The sequence below is a fragment of the Streptomyces sp. NBC_01498 genome (assembly GCF_036327775.1).
Lineage (GTDB): Bacteria > Actinomycetota > Actinomycetes > Streptomycetales > Streptomycetaceae > Streptomyces.
The window spans coordinates 6,246,176-6,263,695 of record NZ_CP109598.1 but is presented as its reverse complement, the minus strand read 5'-3'; the positions used below and the strand labels follow the sequence as shown (position 1 = coordinate 6,263,695).

Below are 17,520 nucleotides of genomic sequence, written 5' to 3'. Positions count from 1 at the left end.
CTCCGGGCCCAGGAGCCCCTCCGGCACCCTCGGCCGCACACCGGGGCCGCCCAGGGCCGCCGAGGCCGCGACGCCGTCCTCCGGGGCCGGCGCCCCGTCTCACGCCCCGCCCGTGTCGTACAGGCGGCCGATGACCTCGGGGAGCAGGCGTTCGGTCAGGCGGGGCGGCAGGGACTGGAGCACCGCGAGGACCGGGGCCATGCGGGGCGGCAGGTGGCCGTCGGGGCCGATGCCCGCGAGGCCGAGGGCCAGGGCGACCTCCTCGGGCCCCAGCAGGTCCGGGTCGAGCAGCGCCGCCGCCTCGGCCAGGGCCGGGTCCACGTGGGCGGGTCCGAGGCGGCGGGCGGCGTCCACGGCCCGTTCCAGGGCGCCGAGCAGCAGCCGTACGGTCGTCCCGTCGGCCACCGCCGCCGTCACCGTCAGGTGCAGCGTGGCGGGCGAGCCGCCGTACGCGGGCTGCGGCTGGAGGTACCACCCCTCGGCCCGCATCTCGTCGGCGACCACGAGGACGTCGACGCGGGGGTCGTCGGAGGCCAGCGCGAGGAGCGACGCCTCGGGGCGGGCCGCCGCCCGGACCCCGTCGACCCGGTCGACGCCCTCGGAGAGGGCCCTGGTCGCCCGGTGGACGCGTGTGGCGAGTTCCGCGTAGCCGTCGGTGCCGATGTGCTCCAGGACCGCCCAGGCGGCGGCCAGCGGCCCCGCGGACTTGGTCCCCTGGAGTGTGGCGTTCACCACCGGATAACCGGGCCAGGAGGCGTGGGAGAACCAGCCGTACCGGCGCAGCTCGGCGTCCCGCGCCAGCAGCAGGGACGCGCCCTTGGCCGTGTAGGCGTACTTGTGCAGGTCGACCGAGAGCGATGTCACTCCCGGCACCGACAGATCGAACGGAGGTACGGGGGGAACGGGGGGCGCCTCGGGCCACGCGTCACTCGAACGGCCCAGTCGGAGATGACCGAGATACCAGCCGCCGATGCAGGCGTCCACATGACAGAGCACCCCGCGCCGGACCGCCGCCGCCGCGACGTCGGCCACCGGGTCGATGACGCCGTGCGCGTACGAGGGCGCGGAGACGACCACCAGCGCCGTGTCGCCGGTCAGGGCGGCGGCCATGGCCCCGGCGGGCGCCCGGTACGTGTCGGGGTCGGCGGGCACGACCACGGTCCGCAGACCGAAGAGTGCCGCCGCCTTGTGGAAGGCCGGGTGCGCGGTGTCCGCCAGGACGAGTTCCGGGTCGCGCACCCCCCGCGTGTGCCGGGCGTGCTCGCGCGCCGTGAGAACGGCCAGCAGACAGCTCTCCGTACCGCCGCTGGTGAACGTGCCGGCCGTGTGCCCGTCGCCGCCGAGCAGGCGGGCGGCGCGCGCCACGACGGCGTTCTCCAGGGCCACGACGCTGGGGAAGGCGGTCATGTCGAGTCCGTTGACCCCGGCGAAGCGGGCGGCGGCCTCGTTGGCGAGTTCCTCGACGCCGTCGAGTCCGGAGTCGTACACGTACGCCATGGTCCGGCCGCCCCGTACCGGCAGATCACCGGCGCGCAGGGCGTCGAGCCGCGCCAACAGGGCCCGCGCGGAACGGCCTTGGGGCCCGGTGGCCCGCGTGCCGGTGGGCTCGGGCTGCTGCGTACCGCTCACGGCTGCTCCAGGGTCGGTGCGGATGTGTCGGTCCGGCCTGCGTCCACGTCCCCGTCCCGGGCGGCCTCGCGTGCCGCCGACTCCTCGCGCAGCCGCACCAGTTGGGCCTCGGGCAGCCGGTAGCGGGCGAGCAGCGGCAGGCTGAGGAGCAGCATGAGCGCGGGCAGCGCGCCGAATCCGACGACGACGGCCGTGAGCGCGGAACCGGGCTGCTCGGCGCGGTGCGTGGCGTCCGACGGGACGAAGCCGCCGAGCGACAGCACGAGCCCGAACAGCCCAGGCCCGACGGCGAGTCCGAGCGTCTCCCCCGCCGTCCAGAGCCCGGTGAAGAGTCCGGCCCGGCGGCGGCCCCCGGTGTACGCGTCGGCGGCGACGGTGTCCCCCAGCATGGCCATGGGCAGCATCTGCATACCGGCGTAGCCCATACCGGCCAGTGCCACCGCCCCGTACACCGCCTCCTCGGGCAACTCCCTTGCCAGCGCGGCGAGTACGGCTCCGGCGAGGAAGCAGCAGGACGCGGCGACGGCGGCGGCCCGTTTGCCGAGGCGCCGGCCGGCCCTCAGCCACAGCGGCATCGCGAGCAGCGACGGCATGATCAGGCACGCGAAGAGGACCGTGGTGGCGGAGGGCCGGCCGAGGATGTACGTGGCGAAGTACTGCGCGCCCGCGAGCATCAGGCCCGTCGCCGCCGCCTGGACGACGAAGGCCGCGAGCAGCCACAGGAACGGCTCGTTGGAGCGGGCGGCGCGGAGTTGGGCGAGCAGGCCGCCGGGCGCGCCCGTGGTGGTGCGCAGCACGTCGGGGGCGTGCGCGGTGGCCGCGAACGCGGCGAGCATTCCGGCGCAGAGCAGTGCGCCGACGACGACGCCCATGAGCCGGTAGCCGCCCGGGGTGCCGGGGCTGTCGGCGGTGGAGCCCGCGAGGAGCGGCGCGACGGCCCCGGACAGCAGGATCGCCGCGCCGAGGAAGGCGACCCGCCAGGACATGACGCGGGCGCGTTCGTCGGGGTCGGCGGTGAGTTCGGCGGGCAGCGCGACGTACGGCACCTGGAAGCAGGCGTAGCCGGTCGCGGTGAGCAGGAAGAGCACGGCCACGTACGCGGCGGCCCAGCCGCGTTCCAGGGCGGGCGCGGCGAACATCGCGGCGAAGCAGACCGGCATGGTGAGCGCGCCGGCGAGCATCCAGGGCCGCCGGGGTCCCCAGCGGTGGCGCGTACGGTCGGAGAGGCTGCCGATCCACGGGTTGAGCAGGACGTCCCACGCCTTGGGCAGGAAGACCAGCAGCCCGGCGATCCCGGCGGCCACCCCGAGGATGTCGGTCAGATAGAAGAGCAGCATGAGGCCGGGCACGGTGCCGAAGGTGCCGGTGGCGAACGACCCCAGTCCGTAGCCGATCCGGGTCCGGGCTCCCAGCCCCGCGCTTCCCAACGCGAGCTTTTCCGGGCGCGGTTGGTCCATGCGCGGCAACTTATGGCACGGGCCCGGAGGGGCACCAGACTCGAAGCGGAGGAATGTTCATCTTCCGTCGCCGAGGATCCTTCGCCGGAGGGGGTCGTGCGCCGCCGGGATCCGTCGCAGTCGCGGGCATCCGCAGCCGAGGATCCGTCACCGGCGGGGTTGTGCGCCGCCGGGATCCGTCGTCGCCGCGGGGATCCGCCGCAGGGGGCCGTCCGCCGTCGGGAGGGGCCGGGGCCGCGCGCCGGGTCGTTCCTCGGGCGCCGTACGGGCCGTGGTCGCGGCCCGTACGGCGCCCGAGGGGACGGTTGCCGCCCGGGGAAGGCTTCCCGCTCGGGGAAACGCTTCCGGTCACTCCTGCCGGTCGACGCGGAGCAGGCTCGGCTTGAGGTCCTTGAACCGGCCCAGCAGCCCGTTCACGAACGACGGCGAGTCGTCGGTGGAGAACTCCTTGGCGAGTTGGACGGCCTCGTCGATCACCACGGCGTCGGGCGTTCCGTCCACCCAGACCAGTTCGTACGTGGCGAGGCGCACGATGTTCCGGTCGACGACCGGCATCCGGTCGAGCGTCCAGCCCACCGAGTAGGTGGAGATGAGTTCGTCGATGCGCTCGGCGTACCCCGCGTATCCCTCGACGAGTTCCATCGTGTACTCGCTGACCGGCGGCTGGCGGTCGTCGGTCCGGGCGTGCCGCAGCCAGTCCGCGAGGACCGTCTGCACGGGCGCCCCGCGCTGGTCGGCCTCGAACAGGATCTGGAAGGCGCGCTTGCGGGCCTTGTTGCGAGCAGCCACGGTTAGCTGTTCACCCGGCCGAGGTACTCACCGCTGCGCGTGTCGACCTTGATCTTCTCGCCGGTCGTGATGAAGAGCGGGACACCGATCTCGTAACCGGTCTCCAGCTTGGCGGGCTTGGTGCCACCGGTGGAACGGTCGCCCTGCACACCGGGGTCGGTGTGCTCGATGACCAGCTCGACGGCGGCGGACAGCTCGACGTACAGCGCGTTGCCCTCGTACATCGCCACCGTGGCCTCGAACCCCTCCAGGAGGAAGTTCGCGGCGTCGCCGACGACCTCCCTGCTGACGTGGATCTGGTCGTAGGTGCCCATGTCCATGAAGACGAAGTACTCGCCGTCCATGTACGAGAACTGCATGTCGCGGCGGTCGACGCTGGCCGTCTCGACCTTCACGCCGGCGTTGAAGGTCTTGTCGACGACCTTGCCGGAGAGCACGTTCTTCAGCTTGGTGCGCACAAAGGCCGGGCCCTTGCCGGGCTTGACGTGCTGGAACTCGACGACGGACCAGAGCTGGCCAGAGTCGAGCTTGAGCACCATGCCGTTCTTGAGGTCGTTCGTGGAAGCCACGGTTGCGGAATCTCCTGGACTGAAGCTGGGTGGGACCAGGGGTGCGCGCCACCGGCGTGACCGGCGGGAACTCGCCGGAGCGAGGTGCCGGAGCACTAGAGCGCGAGCAGTTCCTTGGTCGTGATGGTGAGTAGCTCGGGTCCGCCGTCCGCCTCGGGGCGGACGACGAGCGTGTCATCGATCCGGACACCGCCCCGGCCCGGAAGGTGGACCCCCGGTTCGACGGTGACCGGCACACAAGCGTCCAGTTTACCCATGGCGGCGGGTGCCAACTGCGGGCGCTCGTCGATTTCGAGCCCCACACCGTGCCCCGTACGGGCCGCGAGGCCCTCGGCGTACCCCGCCGACTCCAGCGGCCGGCGGGCCGCGCGGTCCACGTCGCGGTACGGGGTACCGGGTGTCAGGGCCTCCCGACCTGCCCGTTGTGCGGCGAACACCAGGTCGTACAGATCGATCTGCCAGTCGGCGGGCGACGTCCCGATGACGAAGGTGCGGCCGATCGCGCAGCGGTAACCGCGATAGGTGGCACCGAGGCGTACGCAGAGGAAGTCGCCCTCCTCGACCCGGCGGTCCGACGGCCGGTGGCCGGGGCGGCCCGCGTGCGGACCGGTGGCGACGGAGGTGCGGAAGGCGGGTCCGTCGGCGCCGTGGTCGATCAGGCGGCGCTCCAGTTCCAGTGCGAGATGCCGCTCGGTGCGGCCGACGAGGATCGATTCGAGCAGTTCGCCCAGGGCCTGGTCGGAGATCTCGGCGGCGATCCGCAGATGGGAGATCTCCTCCTCGTCCTTGATCGCGCGCTGCTGTTCGACGGCGCAGCCGAGGTCCGTGAGGTGCAGCCGGGGAGCCACCGAGCGGATGGCGCGGTGCCGGGCGACGGTCAGATGGTGCTCCTCGACGGCGAGCGAGCGCAGCCCGGCCGGGTCCACGAGGTCGGCGGCGGCGACGGCCGGGTCTCCGGCGGGGGTGGGCAGGACGCTCAGCCGCAGGAGGTCGTCGGGACGGCCGGCGGCGGGGTCCTCGGCGGGACGGCGCGGGCAGAGCAGGACGTCCCGGCTGTCGTCGGAACCGACCAGCAGGACGGCGCCCGCCGGGGCTCCGCCGGCGAGATAGCGGACATTGGCGGGCAGCGACACCAGGGCGGCGTCGCTGCCGGCGGCGGCGCACCGGTCGCGCAGCCGCCCGCGACGGACCGCATACACCTCTGACATGTATCGAGCCTATGAGGGCGGGCCCGCTTCGGCGCGGCCGACGCGTCCGACCGGGGCGCGGCGCGGCATCCGGGCAGCCGGGGCCACGGTCCGGGACCCGGCGCCCACGATCCGGCGCTCACCGCCCGCCACGGTGCCCGGCGGCCACGGCCCCACGGCCCCGCCCGGGTTGCGGCACCGGCACCCGGCGCTCCACGCCCCCGGGGCGGCCACGGCCCGGCACCCGGGCCCGCCGCCCCGATCCCGGCGACCGGCCCCGCGTCCGCGTTCACCAGGCCGGGGGGCTCGCGATCGACCGGGCGAGTACGTCGTCCAGCACCCGGGCGGTCGTCTCGACGTCGTACTTGGAGTTGTCGATGATCGGCAGCCCGGAGCCGTACCAGCCCGCCATCCGGCCGTGGATGCCCGCGACCTCCTCGTCGGAGAGCCTGCGGTTGCCGCTGCGTTCCGCGTTGCGCTCCAGGACGATCTCCAGTCCGGGCAGCAGCACCACCGGCAGCAGACCGGGGCCGACGTGGCGCTTCCAGCCGCCGAGGCCGACGACCGGGCGGTCCGGGAAGACCGCGTCGTCGAGGATGCAGGAGATGCCGTTGGCGAGGAAGTTGCGGGCGGCGAACCCGCAGGTGCGGCGGGCCAGGCGGTACTGCGCCTCGGAGTGCTCGTTCCACCCCGACTGCGGGTCGGCGAAGCCGGAGCAGACCCACTCCCGTACGTCGTCCAGGCTGATGTGCGCGGTCGGCACCTGGCGGGTGGCCGCCCAGTGCCGGGCGACGGTGGTCTTGCCCGCGCCGGCGGGGCCGATCAGCAGGACGGCCAGGGTGGCGGCGCCCGTGCCGCCCTCGGCCGGATGCGGTACGGGCAGCGGCACCGGGCCGCCCGGCGGGAGCCGTACATGGCCGGTCACGTCCGGCGGCGGGGGCGCGGGGGGTCCCTGCGGGGGCACGGGCGCGCCCGGCGCGCCGTGCGGCAGGTGCGGGGGTCCGGTCGGCGGGAGGCCGCCCGGCGGGTGCGCCGCTCCGGGGGGCGGCGGGGCGCCGTGCCCGTGGCCGGGCTGCCCGTGCGGCCCCTGAGGGTCGCCGTGGCCGCCGGGGGCGGGCCGGGCCCCGTACGGCACCGCGCCCGGTACGGGCTGGTGCCCGTGGGGCGCGGGAGGACCGTGGTACGGGGCGGCGGCGCCCGGTGGCGGCCCGTGGGGCGGGGAGCCGTGCGCCCACCCGCCCGTGGCCTGTCCGTGCGGGCCGCGCGAACCCTCGGGAGGCGGCAGCGGAGCCCCCACTGCGTGCTGCATCCGGTGCCACTCCGTCTCGTACGTCCGACACTGAATCGTCGCCGCCCGGTCGCCCGGCCGACATGCCCGTGAACGGTACCGTTCCCGGCCGTCTCGTGGAGAACGCCGGAAGCCCGCTCCGAGTGCCCGGGAGCCCGAACGGGCTTTCCGGGCAAGGCCGGTGCCCGGCCCGCGTCCGACAGGCAGCGCCCCGTCCGCGCACGCGCGACGCTGCCGGAGTCGGCCACGCGCACCCGGCACCCGCCCGGCGGGCGCACGCACCCACCGCCCTGCGGGCGGACCGCGACTCGCGCAGCACGCCCGGCCCGCGCACTCACCACGTTGTCGAAGTCGGCCACGGGCACCCGGCACGAGCCCGGTGCCCCGCCGGGCAGGCCGGGCACCCACCGCCGCGCACCCCATCCCGCAGGCGGGCGCCGCTACTTGGGCAGCACATCCGGCCCGCGACGCCAGGCCCGCGCACGCGCGACGCTGCCGGAGTCGGCCACGCGCACCCGGCACCCGCCCGGCGGGCGCACGCACCCACCGCCGCACATCCCAACTCGCGGGTGGACGCCGCTACTTCGGCGGCATGCCCCGGCCGCCGTCCAGTTCCTCGGCGACAGCCCGCAGTGCCAGGCGGTAGGAGCCGATGCCGAAGCCCGCGATCGTGCCGCTGGCCACCGACGCGACGACCGACGTGTGGCGGAACTCCTCGCGGGTGTACGGGTTCGAGATGTGCACCTCGACCAGTGGCGCGGTGCGCTGCGCGGCGGCGTCCCGCAGTCCGTACGAATAGTGCGTGAAGGCACCGGGGTTGAGCACGACGGGGATCGATCCGTCGGCCGCCTCGTGCAGCCAGCGGATCAGTTCGCCCTCGTCGTTCGTCTCGCGCACATCGACGGCGAGGCCCAGTTCCTTGCCCGTGGACTGGCAGGTCTCCACAAGGCCGGCGTACGAGACGGAGCCGTAGACGTCCGGTTCGCGGGAACCGAGACGGCCCAGGTTGGGGCCGTTGAGCACCAGGACCCGGCGGCTCACGCGGACACCTCCCCGTACGCGGCGAGCAGCACCGCGGGGTCCGGTCCCTCCAGTACGGTCGGCTTCGCCAGACCGTCCAGGACGATGAAACGCAGCAGGTCACCACGGGACTTCTTGTCGACCCGCATGGTTTCCAGGAGCTTGGGCCACTGGTCGCCGCGGTAGGTCAGCGGCAGTCCGACGGAGGCCAGGACGGCGCTGTGCCGGTCGGCGGTGGCGTCGTCGAGCCGGCCCGCGAGGCGGCCCAGTTCGGCGGCGAAGACCATGCCGATGGAGACGGCCGCGCCGTGCCGCCACTTGTAGCGTTCGTTCTTCTCGATGGCGTGGGCGAGCGTGTGGCCGTAGTTGAGGATCTCTCGCCGGCCGGACTCCTTGAGGTCGTTGGAGACGACCTCGGCCTTGACGCGGATCGAGCGTTCGATCAGTTCGGCGGTGTGCGGTCCGGTGGGCGTACGGGCACCCTCGGGGTCGGACTCGATCAGTTCGAGGATGGCCGGGTCGGCGATGAAGCCCGCCTTGATGATCTCGGCCATGCCGCTCACGTAGTCGTGCACGGGCAGCGAGTCCAGCGCGGCGAGGTCGCAGAGCACCCCGGCCGGCGGGTGGAAGGCGCCCACCAGGTTCTTGCCCTCGGCGGTGTTGATGCCGGTCTTGCCGCCGATCGCCGCGTCGACCATGCCGAGCACGGTCGTCGGTACGGCGATCCAGCGCACCCCGCGCAGCCAGGACGCGGCGACGAAGCCGGCGACGTCGGTGGTCGCGCCGCCGCCGACGCCGACGATGACGTCGCTGCGGGTGAAGCCGGTCTGACCGAGCGCCTTCCAGCAGTAGGCGGCGACCTCGACGGTCTTGGCCTCCTCGGCGTTCGGGAGCTGAATGGCGACGGCCTCGTACCCCTGGTCGGCCAGGTCCTGGCGCAGGGCCTCGCCGGTCTCGGCGAGCGCCTCCGGGTGCAGGACGGCGACCCGCTTGGCCCGGGGGCCGATCAGCACGGGCAGTTCGCCCAGCAGCTGACGGCCGACCAGCACCTCGTACGGGTCGTGGCCCGCGCTGCCGCCGACCTGGATACGGGTGACCTGCTGGTCCTGGTCGGTGGTCATGCCTCGTTCTCCTTGCCGGGGGTGGCGGACGGGCCGGCGCCGGGGACGGCCGTCCCGCCCAGGTCCAGCGCTTCGATGACGGCTTCGGCGACCTCTTCGGGTGCCCGCTCGTCGGTGGGCACGACGGCGCGCGCGACCTCCGTGTAGAGGTGACGGCGCTCCTCCATCAGCTTCTTCCACTGCTGGCGGGGGTTGATGGCGAGCAGCGGCCGGGCCAGGCCCAGGCCGGTGCGCCGGACCGCCTCGTTCGCCTCCATCGAGAGATAGACGACGGGCAGCCCGGCGAGCAGGCCGCGGGTGTCCTCGTCCAGGACCGCGCCGCCGCCGAGGGCGAGGACGCCGGGGTGTTCGGCGAGCGCGGTCCGTACGGCGGCCCGTTCCAGGTCCCGGAAGTGCTGCTCGCCCTCGTCGAAGAAGATGTCCGAGATCTCGCGGCCCCCGGCGGCGACGATGTCCGCGTCGGTGTCCCGGTAGCCGGTGCCGAGGCGTTCGGCGAGCAGCGCGCCGACGGTGGTCTTGCCGACTCCCATGGGGCCGACCAGGACGATCAGGGGGCCGCTCATCGGATCACCAGGTTCTGGAGGTACGACTCCACGTTGCGCCGGGTCTCGGGGACGCTGTCGCCGCCGAACTTCTCGGCGACGGCGTCGGCGAGGGTCAGCGCGACCATGGCCTCGGCGACGATGCCCGCCGCGGGCACGGCGCAGACGTCGGAGCGCTGGTGGTGCGCCTTGGCGGCCTCGCCGGTGGCGACGTCGACGGTGGCCAGCGCGCGGGGCACGGTCGCGATGGGCTTCATCGCGGCCCGTACGCGCAGCAGTTCACCGGTGCTCAGCCCGCCCTCGGTGCCGCCGGAGCGGCCGGAGGCGCGCCTGATGCCCTCGTCGGTGACCAGGATCTCGTCGTGGGCGCGGGAGCCGGGCACCCGCGCGAGGTCGAAGCCGTCGCCGACCTCGACGCCCTTGATGGCCTGGATGCCCATCAGTGCGGCGGCGAGGCGGGCGTCGAGCCTGCGGTCCCAGTGGACGTGCGAGCCGAGACCGACCGGGACGCCGTACGCCAGCACCTCGACCACACCGCCGAGGGTGTCGCCGTCCTTGTGGGCCTGGTCGATCTCGGCGACCATCGCCTCGCTCGCGGCGGGGTCCAGACAGCGCACGGGGTCGGCGTCGAGCCGTTCGACGTCGGCGGGGGTCGGGTGGAGGCCGTACGGGGCCTTGGCGGCGGCCAGTTCGACGACGTGGGAGACGATCTCGATCCCGGCGGTCTCCTTGAGGTAGGAGCGGGCGACCGCGCCGAGCGCGACCCTGGCCGCCGTCTCGCGGGCACTGGCGCGCTCCAGGATCGGCCGGGCCTCTGAGATGCCGTACTTCTGCATACCGGCGAGGTCGGCGTGGCCGGGGCGCGGCCGGGTCAGCGGTTCGTTGCGGGCGAGCCCGGCGAGGATCTCGGGGTCGACCGGGTCGGCCGACATGACCTGCTCCCACTTGGGCCACTCGGTGTTGCCGACCATGATCGCGACCGGTGAGCCCATGGTCAGGCCGTGCCGCACGCCGCCGAGGAAGGTGACCTCGTCGCGCTCGAACTTCATGCGCGCGCCGCGTCCGTAACCGAGGCGGCGCCTGGCGAGGTGATCGCCCACGATCTCCGTGGTGATCGGCACACCCGCCGGGAGGCCCTCCAGTGTCGCGACCAGTGCGGGTCCGTGCGACTCCCCCGCGGTCAGCCAGCGCAACCTGCTCAACGGTGCTCCTCGGTAATTCTCGACACATTCGACGGTACGACTGCGGTACGCATCCTGGGGTCCCGATCCTGCCACGCCCGGCCCCTCGTCCCGTGACTCCGTCCAGCCTGCGGATACGGGCGGGCGGCGGGGCGGCACCGTCACGGGCGGCCGGGTGGGGCGTCAGGCCCGGCGGGTGCCGAGCGCGTGTTCGCCGGCCGCGCGCATCACCGCGAGCGGCGCGGGGGCGCGGCCGGTCATCAGCTCGACCTGGAGGACGGCCTGGTGCACGAGGAGGTCGAGCCCGCCCACGACGGGGCCGCCCCGGACGGACCAGGCGGTGGCCAGGGGGGTGGGCCAGGGGTCGTACAGCACGTCGAAGAGGGTGCCGGGGCGGTCGGGGACGTGCGGGGCCAGGGCGTCGGTGGCGCCGGCCGGGGTGGTCGCGATCACCAGCGGCGCGCCGAGCGCGCCGGCCGCCTCCGACCAGTCGGCGATACGGACGTCGACACCGAGCCGGGTCCCCCACTCGCGCATCTCGGCCGCGCGGGCCGGGCCGCGTACGTAGGCGGTGACCGGTCCCGTACAGATACGGGAGAGCGCGGCGAGCGCGGACGACGCGGTCGCCCCGGCGCCGAGGACGGCGGCCGACTCCACGGTGGTGACGCCGCGTTCACGCAGTGCGGCGAGTATGCCGGGGATGTCGGTGTTGTCGCCGGTACGGCGGCCGTCGCCGTCGATGACGACCGTGTTGACGGCCTCCACCGACGACGCCGTGGGGCTGACCGTGTCCAGCAGCGGGAGGACGGCCCGCTTCAGCGGCATGGTCAGCGAGAGTCCGGCCCAGGACGGGTCGAGACCCGCCAGAAACGCGGGGAGTCCCGTCTCCGTGACCTCGAAGCGGTCGTACGACCAGTGGGTGAGGCCCAGTTCCGCGTACGCGGCCCGGTGCAGCACCGGGGAGAGCGAGTGCGCGATGGGCGAGCCGAGAACGGCGGCCCGGTGCGCGGTGGTTCTAGTCGTCGGCATTCTTCCGTCGTTCGTTGAACTCCGCGACGAGCTTCTCGTGCTCGGCCAGGGTCTTGGTGAATTGGGTGGTCTTGCCGTCGATGGAGATGAAGAACATCCAGGCGCCCGTGTCCGGGGCCATGGTGGCGTTGATCGCGTCGGCGCCCGGATTTCCGATCGGACCCGGCGGAAGACCCTTGTAGAAATAGGTGTTGTACCGGTCGTCGAAGTTCCGGATCTCCGAGGTGGAGATGTCGATCTCGCTCTGGTTCTTCAGATAGTTGAAGGTCGAGTCGAATTCGAGCTTCTGGTTGGTGTCGGTGTTCGTCGGCTTGAGGCGGTTGTAGACGACGGCCGCCATCTTCTTGAAGTCGTCGTGCGTGATGCCCTCGGCCTGCACGAGGCTGGCGACGGTGATGACGTCGAGGGGCGAGTCGAGACCCAGTTCCTCTGCCGACGCCTCCAGGTCGTGCTTCTCGTACTCCTGGTTGGCCCGCGCGACCATCTTCTTGAGGATGTCCTCGGGCTTGGTCTTCTCACCGATCTCGTAGCGCGCGGGGTAGAGGAACCCTTCGAGCGGGTCCTTTATCCGGTCGCTGTCCTCGCCGTCGTCGGCCCATTCGGGCAGACCGAGACTGTCGGCCTCCTCCTTGGCGACGGCGGCCGTGGTGCCCGGCTTGACCTTCAGCTTCTCGTCGATGAATTCGTAGACCTGGACGGCGCGGATTCCCTCGCGGATGGTCAGCGAGTTCAGGTTGGCCGGATTGGTCATCAACTCGACCGCGGCCTTCGCCGACATCTCCTTCTTCAGCGGATAGACGCCGGGCTGGATGGCCTCGCCCTTGGGGTGTTCGCCCGCCGCGTCGATGAACGCCTGCGCGCTCTTCACCACACCGGCGTCCCTGAGCAGCCCGCCCATCTCGGCGAGGCCCGCGCCCTGCGGGATCTCGACCTGGACGGCGCCGGCGCCGGCGCCCGCGAAGTCCGGGGCCGGGCCGAAGCGCTCCTGCCAGAACTGGTACGCGTAGTACCCGCCGCCGGCCGTCCCGGCGACCAGGACGAGGGAGGCCACCAGACAGGCGCTGCCGCCCCTCCGCTTCTTCTTCGAAGCGCCCCGGCGGTCACGGCCGCCGCCACCGCGCCGGCTCTCGTCCTCGTCGTCGTACTCCGGCTCGTCGGGCTCGTCGTCGCGCTCACGGCGCCTGCGGCCGTCGCGGGCGCCCCGCTCACGGCGGTCGTCGTCCCCGTCGCCCCCGTCGGCACCGGTGAAGAACGGGTGCGTCTCCTCGGGCTGCGGGCCGTCCCAGTCGCTCTCCGGCTCGGCCACGGGCGGCGCGGGACGGCGGCGCTCCTGGGGGCGGGCGGGCGGCTGTTGCTGCTGCTGGGGGGTGCTGTACGGGTCGGGGTTCCCGCCCGCGTAACCGTCGGCGGGGCCGCCCGCGTAGGGGTCGCCCGGGTGGGTGCCCCCGGGCACGGCCGCCTGCCGCCCGGTGTCCCAACCGCCGCCGTACGAAGGGTCGTCGGGGCGCGCGGCGTACTGCTGCTGGTTGCCGTACCCCTGGTCGGGGTAGTGCTGGTCGTACTGCTGCTGGTCCGGGTACTGCTGGTCGTACTGCTGCTGCGGCTGTTGGTGCTGCTGTTGCGGCTGCTGCTGGACGTACTGCTGCTGACCCGTGTCCCAGCCGCCCCCGCCGTACTGCGGGTCGTACTGCTGCTGTTGCGGGTGCTGCGGCTGCTGGGGTTGTTGCGGCTGCTGCTGGACGTACTGCTGCTGTCCCGTCTCCCAGCCACCGCCGCCGTACTGCGGGTCGTACTGCTGCTGTTGGGGATGCTGCGGCTGCTGCTGCTGAGCCTGGGCGTCGTAAGGAGGCCGGCCGTCCTCGGCCTGCTGCGCTCCCCACCCCTGGTCCCCGTACAGGGGGTCCTCGGGGTCCCACGGTTCAGGGCCTCGACCCCGGCCATAGTCAGTCATCGATCCCCTAGAGCCGCGAGGCGGCCGGTGCCGGGCGCGAATGGCCCGGTGTCCGTAACGCCTCTCTCTGTGCGGCAGTTGTTCGAATCCCGCCGCATCGCGCGGAACGTTACCGTATCGCGACCAGACGGCCCTCATCTGCGCAAACGGATAACCGCATGTATGTTCCGGTATTGCCCGGTCGGGCTGTCAGTCCTGAACGCGCACGCCCTCACCGGGCGGTGCGCCCGATGATCTCTCGGACTCCAGCGCGTTCTGGAGAATGATGACAGCCGCCACCTGGTCGATGACGGACCGGCCCTTCCTGGCCGTCACACCCGAGGCACGCAGCCCCTGACCGGCGGTCACCGTGGTCATTCTCTCATCCACGAGCCGCACCGGGACCGGGGCGATCCGGCGGGCCATCTCCTCCGCGAACGCCCGGACCTTGACCGCCGCCGGGCCTTCCCGGCCGCTCAGCGAGCGCGGCAGGCCGACCACGACCTCGATCGGCTCGTACTCCTCCACCAACCGCGCGAGCCGCCGGTGGGCGGCCGGGACGTCGCGTCCCGGCACGGTCTCCACCGGCGTCGCGAGGACCCCGTCGGGGTCGCACGAGGCGACCCCGATCCGGGCGTCCCCGACGTCCACGGCCAGTCTGCGGCCCCGGCGCGCGAGCGCCGTCATGCCTCCACGACCTTCGCCACGTTCTCGGACACGGGGCTCAGGCCGTCCCGGCGACAAGGCGCTCGACGGCGGCCACGGCGTCACCGACGGCCTCCGGGTTCTGACCGCCGCCCTGCGCGACGTCCGGCTTGCCGCCACCGCCGCCCCCGAGGGCCTTGGCGGCGGCGCGGACCAGGTCACCGGCCTTGAGACCGCGCTCACGGGCCGCCTCGTTGGTGGCGATGACCGTCAGCGGGCGTCCGTTCGCCGTCGTGAACAGGGCGACGACGGCGGGCCGGCCGCCGGTGATCCGGCCGCGTACGTCGAGGACCAGCCGGCGCAGGTCGTCGGCCGACGTGCCGTCCGGCACCTGACCGGTGACCAGCGCCGTACCCCGTACGTCCTTGGCACCCCCGGCCAGTCCGGCGGCGGCGGCCAGCACCTTCTCCGCCCGGAACTTCTCGATCTCCTTCTCGGCGTCCTTCAGCTTGGCGAGCATGCCGGCGATCCGCTCCGGCAGTTCCTCGGAGCGGCCCTTGACCAGCTCCTGGAGCTGGGCGACGACCGTGTGCTCCTTGGCGAGGAAGTGGTAGGCGTCGACGCCCACCAGGGCCTCGATCCGGCGCACCCCGGAGCCGATCGAGGACTCGCCGAGCAGCTTGACCAGCCCGAGCTGGGCGGTGTTGCCCACGTGCGTGCCGCCGCACAGCTCCTTGGAGAAGTCGCCGATGGTGACGACACGCACCCGCTCGCCGTACTTCTCGCCGAACTCGGCGATGGCGCCCTGCTTCTTGGCCTCGTCGATGGACATGACCTCGGCCTGGACGTCGAGTTCCCGGGCCAGCACCTCGTTGATCTTCTGCTCGACGTCGGTCAGCACCGTGCCGGGTACGGCGGCGGGCGAGCCGAAGTCGAAGCGGAAGCGGCCCGGCGAGTTCTCCGAGCCGGCCTGCGCGGCCGTCGGGCCGAGGGCGTCGCGCAGCGCCTGGTGGGTCAGGTGGGTGGCGCTGTGGGCGCGGGCGATGGCCCGTCGGCGGCGGGTGTCGATGGCGGCCAACGCCGGGGCGCCGACGGTGACTTCACCGACCTGCACGGATCCCTTGTGCACGGAGACACCGGGGACCGGCTGCTGGACGTCCCGGACCTGGATGACGGCGCCGGTGTCGAGCCTGATGCGGCCCTGGTCGGCGAGCTGGCCGCCGCCCTCGGCGTAGAACGGGGTGCGGTCGAGGACGACCTCCACCTCGTCGCCCTCGGTGGCGGCGGGCGACGGCACACCGTCGACGAGCAGGCCGACGATCACCGACTCGCTCTCGGTGCCGGTGTAGCCGGTGAACTCGGTGGCACCGGAGGTGTCGGCGACCCGGCGGTACGCGGAGAGGTCGGCGTGGCCGGTCTTCTTGGCCCTGGCGTCGGCCTTGGCCCGGTCCCGCTGCTCCTTCATGAGCCGCCGGAAGCCGTCCTCGTCCACCGACAGTCCCTGTTCGGCGGCCATTTCGAGGGTGAGGTCGATCGGGAAGCCCCAGGTGTCGTGGAGCAGGAACGCCTTGTCGCCGGCGAGGACCGAACCGCCGGCGGCCTTCGTCTCGGTGACGGCGGTGTCGAGGATGTTGGTGCCGCCCTTGATGGCCTTGAGGAAGGCGGCCTCCTCGGCGAGCGCGACGGTCTCGATGCGGCTTCGGTCGGTGATCAGTTCGGGGTACTGCTCGCCCATCGACCGGATGACCACGTCGAGCAGGTCGGCGACGACCGGGCCGGTGGCGCCGAGCAGGCGCATGTTGCGGACGGCACGGCGCAGGATGCGGCGCAGCACGTACCCGCGGCCCTCGTTGCCGGGGGTGACGCCGTCGCCGATGAGCATGGCGGAGGTGCGCATGTGGTCGGTGACGACGCGCAGCGAGACGTCGGAGGCGGCGTCGGCGCCGTAGCGGACCCCGGTCAGTTCGGTGGCCTTGTCGATGACGGCCATCGACGTGTCGATCTCGAACATGTTGTGCACGCCCTGGAGCACCATGGCGAGCCGTTCGAGGCCGAGGCCGGTGTCGATGTTCTTGGACGGGAGGTCTCCGAGGATCTCGAAGTCCTCCTTGCCGTCGCCGGCGCCGCGCTCGTACTGCATGAAGACCAGGTTCCAGATCTCCACGTAGCGCTCGTCGTTGACGGCGGGGCCGCCCTCCTCGCCGAACTCCGGGCCCCGGTCGTAGAAGATCTCCGAGCAGGGTCCGCAGGGGCCGGGCACGCCCATGGACCAGTAGTTCTCCTTCTTGCCCAGGCGCTGGAGCCGTTCGGCGGGGAAACCGACCTTGTCGGTCCAGACCGAGGCGGCCTCGTCGTCGTCCAGGTAGACCGTGACCCACAGCCGCTCCGGGTCCAGGCCGTAACCGCCGTTCGCCACCGGGGTGGTGAGCAGCTCCCAGGCGAGCGGGATGACGCCTTCCTTGAAGTAGTCACCGAAGGAGAAGTTGCCGCACATCTGGAAGAACGTGCCGTGCCGGGTGGTCTTGCCGACCTCTTCGATGTCCGGCGTACGGACGCACTTCTGGACGCTGGCCAGACGCGGGGCGGGCGGCTTGGCCTCACCGAGGAAGTACGGCTTGAAGGGCACCATGCCCGCGGGGACCAGAAGCAGAGTCGGGTCGTCCGCGATGAGCGACGCCGAGGGAACGACGGTGTGGCCGCGCTCCTCGAAGAAGCTCAGCCAGCGGCGGCGGATTTCGGCCGACTCCATCAGTGGTCCTCATTCCGGTTGTGCGGTGTGCGCGGGTGGGATCGGTCGGTGCGGTCGTGACGCTGGTCGTGACGGTGTGCCGGGTACGGGCCCCCGGCCGGGGGTTCGACCGCCGGAAGGCGGCGTCCGGCGGGGAGTTGGGGAGCCCCGGGGGCGTCGAGCCCCAGTGCCTCGCCCAGTTCGGACTCGCGCTGGGCCATACCGGCCCGGACGTCGAGTGCGAACTCCCGCAGCCGGTGTCCGGCGTCGACGGCCTTGTTGGCCGCCTGCGCGGCGAGGCTCTCGGGGGTCAACTGGCGGATCTTGGTGTGGACCTTGGTGGTGGCCCACACACCGGCCGCCGCGCCCGCGGTGAACCAGAACGTACGGCGGAACATCGCTGCC

At 73.0% G+C, this 17,520-nt stretch carries 15 protein-coding genes; all 15 read right to left on the bottom strand.

The genetic code is table 11. The annotated features are described in order from the left end of the window. Nucleotides 1-99: 99 nt before the first annotated feature. The 15 genes from OG875_RS26795 to OG875_RS26725 all read right to left on the bottom strand — a co-directional run bounded on the left by OG875_RS26795 (nucleotide 100) and on the right by OG875_RS26725 (nucleotide 17,513). On the bottom strand, nucleotides 100-1,629 hold the full coding sequence (locus OG875_RS26795; protein ID WP_330176792.1) for a pyridoxal phosphate-dependent decarboxylase family protein: 1,530 nt from the start codon (nucleotides 1,627-1,629) through the stop codon (nucleotides 100-102). Beyond that, nucleotides 1,626-3,086 carry an MFS transporter gene (locus OG875_RS26790; protein WP_330176791.1) on the bottom strand — a complete coding sequence of 487 codons (1,461 nt, stop codon included), beginning with the start codon at nucleotides 3,084-3,086 and terminating at the stop codon, nucleotides 1,626-1,628. Before OG875_RS26790 ends, OG875_RS26795 begins: the two co-directional genes overlap by 4 nt. A gap of 348 nt (nucleotides 3,087-3,434) precedes the next feature. Continuing rightward, on the bottom strand, nucleotides 3,435-3,875 hold the full coding sequence (gene nusB, locus OG875_RS26785; protein WP_330176790.1) for a transcription antitermination factor NusB: 441 nt from the start codon (nucleotides 3,873-3,875) through the stop codon (nucleotides 3,435-3,437). A gap of 2 nt (nucleotides 3,876-3,877) precedes the next feature. Beyond that, nucleotides 3,878-4,444, bottom strand: coding sequence for an elongation factor P (efp, locus tag OG875_RS26780; RefSeq protein ID WP_330176789.1), 567 nt, complete (start codon nucleotides 4,442-4,444; stop codon nucleotides 3,878-3,880). Between the two features lie 95 nt (nucleotides 4,445-4,539). Then, nucleotides 4,540-5,652: an aminopeptidase P family protein gene (locus tag OG875_RS26775; RefSeq protein WP_330176788.1), complete on the bottom strand. Its 1,113-nt coding sequence runs from the start codon at nucleotides 5,650-5,652 to the stop codon at nucleotides 4,540-4,542. 268 nt (nucleotides 5,653-5,920) lie between these two features. Then, nucleotides 5,921-6,940, bottom strand: a complete 1,020-nt coding sequence (locus OG875_RS26770) for an AAA family ATPase (RefSeq protein WP_330176787.1) — start codon at nucleotides 6,938-6,940, stop codon at nucleotides 5,921-5,923. Nucleotides 6,941-7,498: 558 nt separating this feature from the next. After that, nucleotides 7,499-7,960: a type II 3-dehydroquinate dehydratase gene (gene aroQ / locus OG875_RS26765; protein WP_330176786.1), complete on the bottom strand. Its 462-nt coding sequence runs from the start codon at nucleotides 7,958-7,960 to the stop codon at nucleotides 7,499-7,501. Beyond that, a complete protein-coding gene (gene aroB, locus OG875_RS26760; protein WP_330176785.1) occupies nucleotides 7,957-9,060 on the bottom strand; it encodes a 3-dehydroquinate synthase in 1,104 nt (367 codons plus the stop codon). The genes aroQ and aroB overlap by 4 nt, the downstream gene beginning before the upstream one ends. Beyond that, complete coding sequence (locus OG875_RS26755; RefSeq protein WP_330176784.1) at nucleotides 9,057-9,623, bottom strand: shikimate kinase; 567 nt, start codon at nucleotides 9,621-9,623, stop codon at nucleotides 9,057-9,059. Before OG875_RS26755 ends, aroB begins: the two co-directional genes overlap by 4 nt. Beyond that, entirely contained in the window at nucleotides 9,620-10,804 is a 1,185-nt protein-coding gene (gene aroC, locus OG875_RS26750) for a chorismate synthase (protein WP_330176783.1), read from the bottom strand. The genes OG875_RS26755 and aroC overlap by 4 nt, the downstream gene beginning before the upstream one ends. A 162-nt stretch (nucleotides 10,805-10,966) precedes the next feature. Further along, nucleotides 10,967-11,812 carry a shikimate dehydrogenase gene (locus tag OG875_RS26745; protein ID WP_330176782.1) on the bottom strand — a complete coding sequence of 282 codons (846 nt, stop codon included), beginning with the start codon at nucleotides 11,810-11,812 and terminating at the stop codon, nucleotides 10,967-10,969. Beyond that, on the bottom strand, nucleotides 11,799-13,763 hold the full coding sequence (gene mltG / locus OG875_RS26740) for an endolytic transglycosylase MltG (RefSeq protein ID WP_330176781.1): 1,965 nt from the start codon (nucleotides 13,761-13,763) through the stop codon (nucleotides 11,799-11,801). Before mltG ends, OG875_RS26745 begins: the two co-directional genes overlap by 14 nt. A 189-nt stretch (nucleotides 13,764-13,952) precedes the next feature. Then, entirely contained in the window at nucleotides 13,953-14,429 is a 477-nt protein-coding gene (ruvX, locus tag OG875_RS26735; protein ID WP_330176780.1) for a Holliday junction resolvase RuvX, read from the bottom strand. A gap of 37 nt (nucleotides 14,430-14,466) precedes the next feature. Continuing rightward, the gene (gene alaS / locus OG875_RS26730; RefSeq protein ID WP_330176779.1) at nucleotides 14,467-17,136 is read right to left on the bottom strand and encodes an alanine--tRNA ligase; all 2,670 of its coding nucleotides are present in this window, start codon (nucleotides 17,134-17,136) and stop codon (nucleotides 14,467-14,469) included. Further along, nucleotides 17,136-17,513 carry a DUF6167 family protein gene (locus tag OG875_RS26725; RefSeq protein ID WP_330176778.1) on the bottom strand — a complete coding sequence of 126 codons (378 nt, stop codon included), beginning with the start codon at nucleotides 17,511-17,513 and terminating at the stop codon, nucleotides 17,136-17,138. The genes alaS and OG875_RS26725 overlap by 1 nt, the downstream gene beginning before the upstream one ends. Nucleotides 17,514-17,520: the final 7 nt, after the last annotated feature.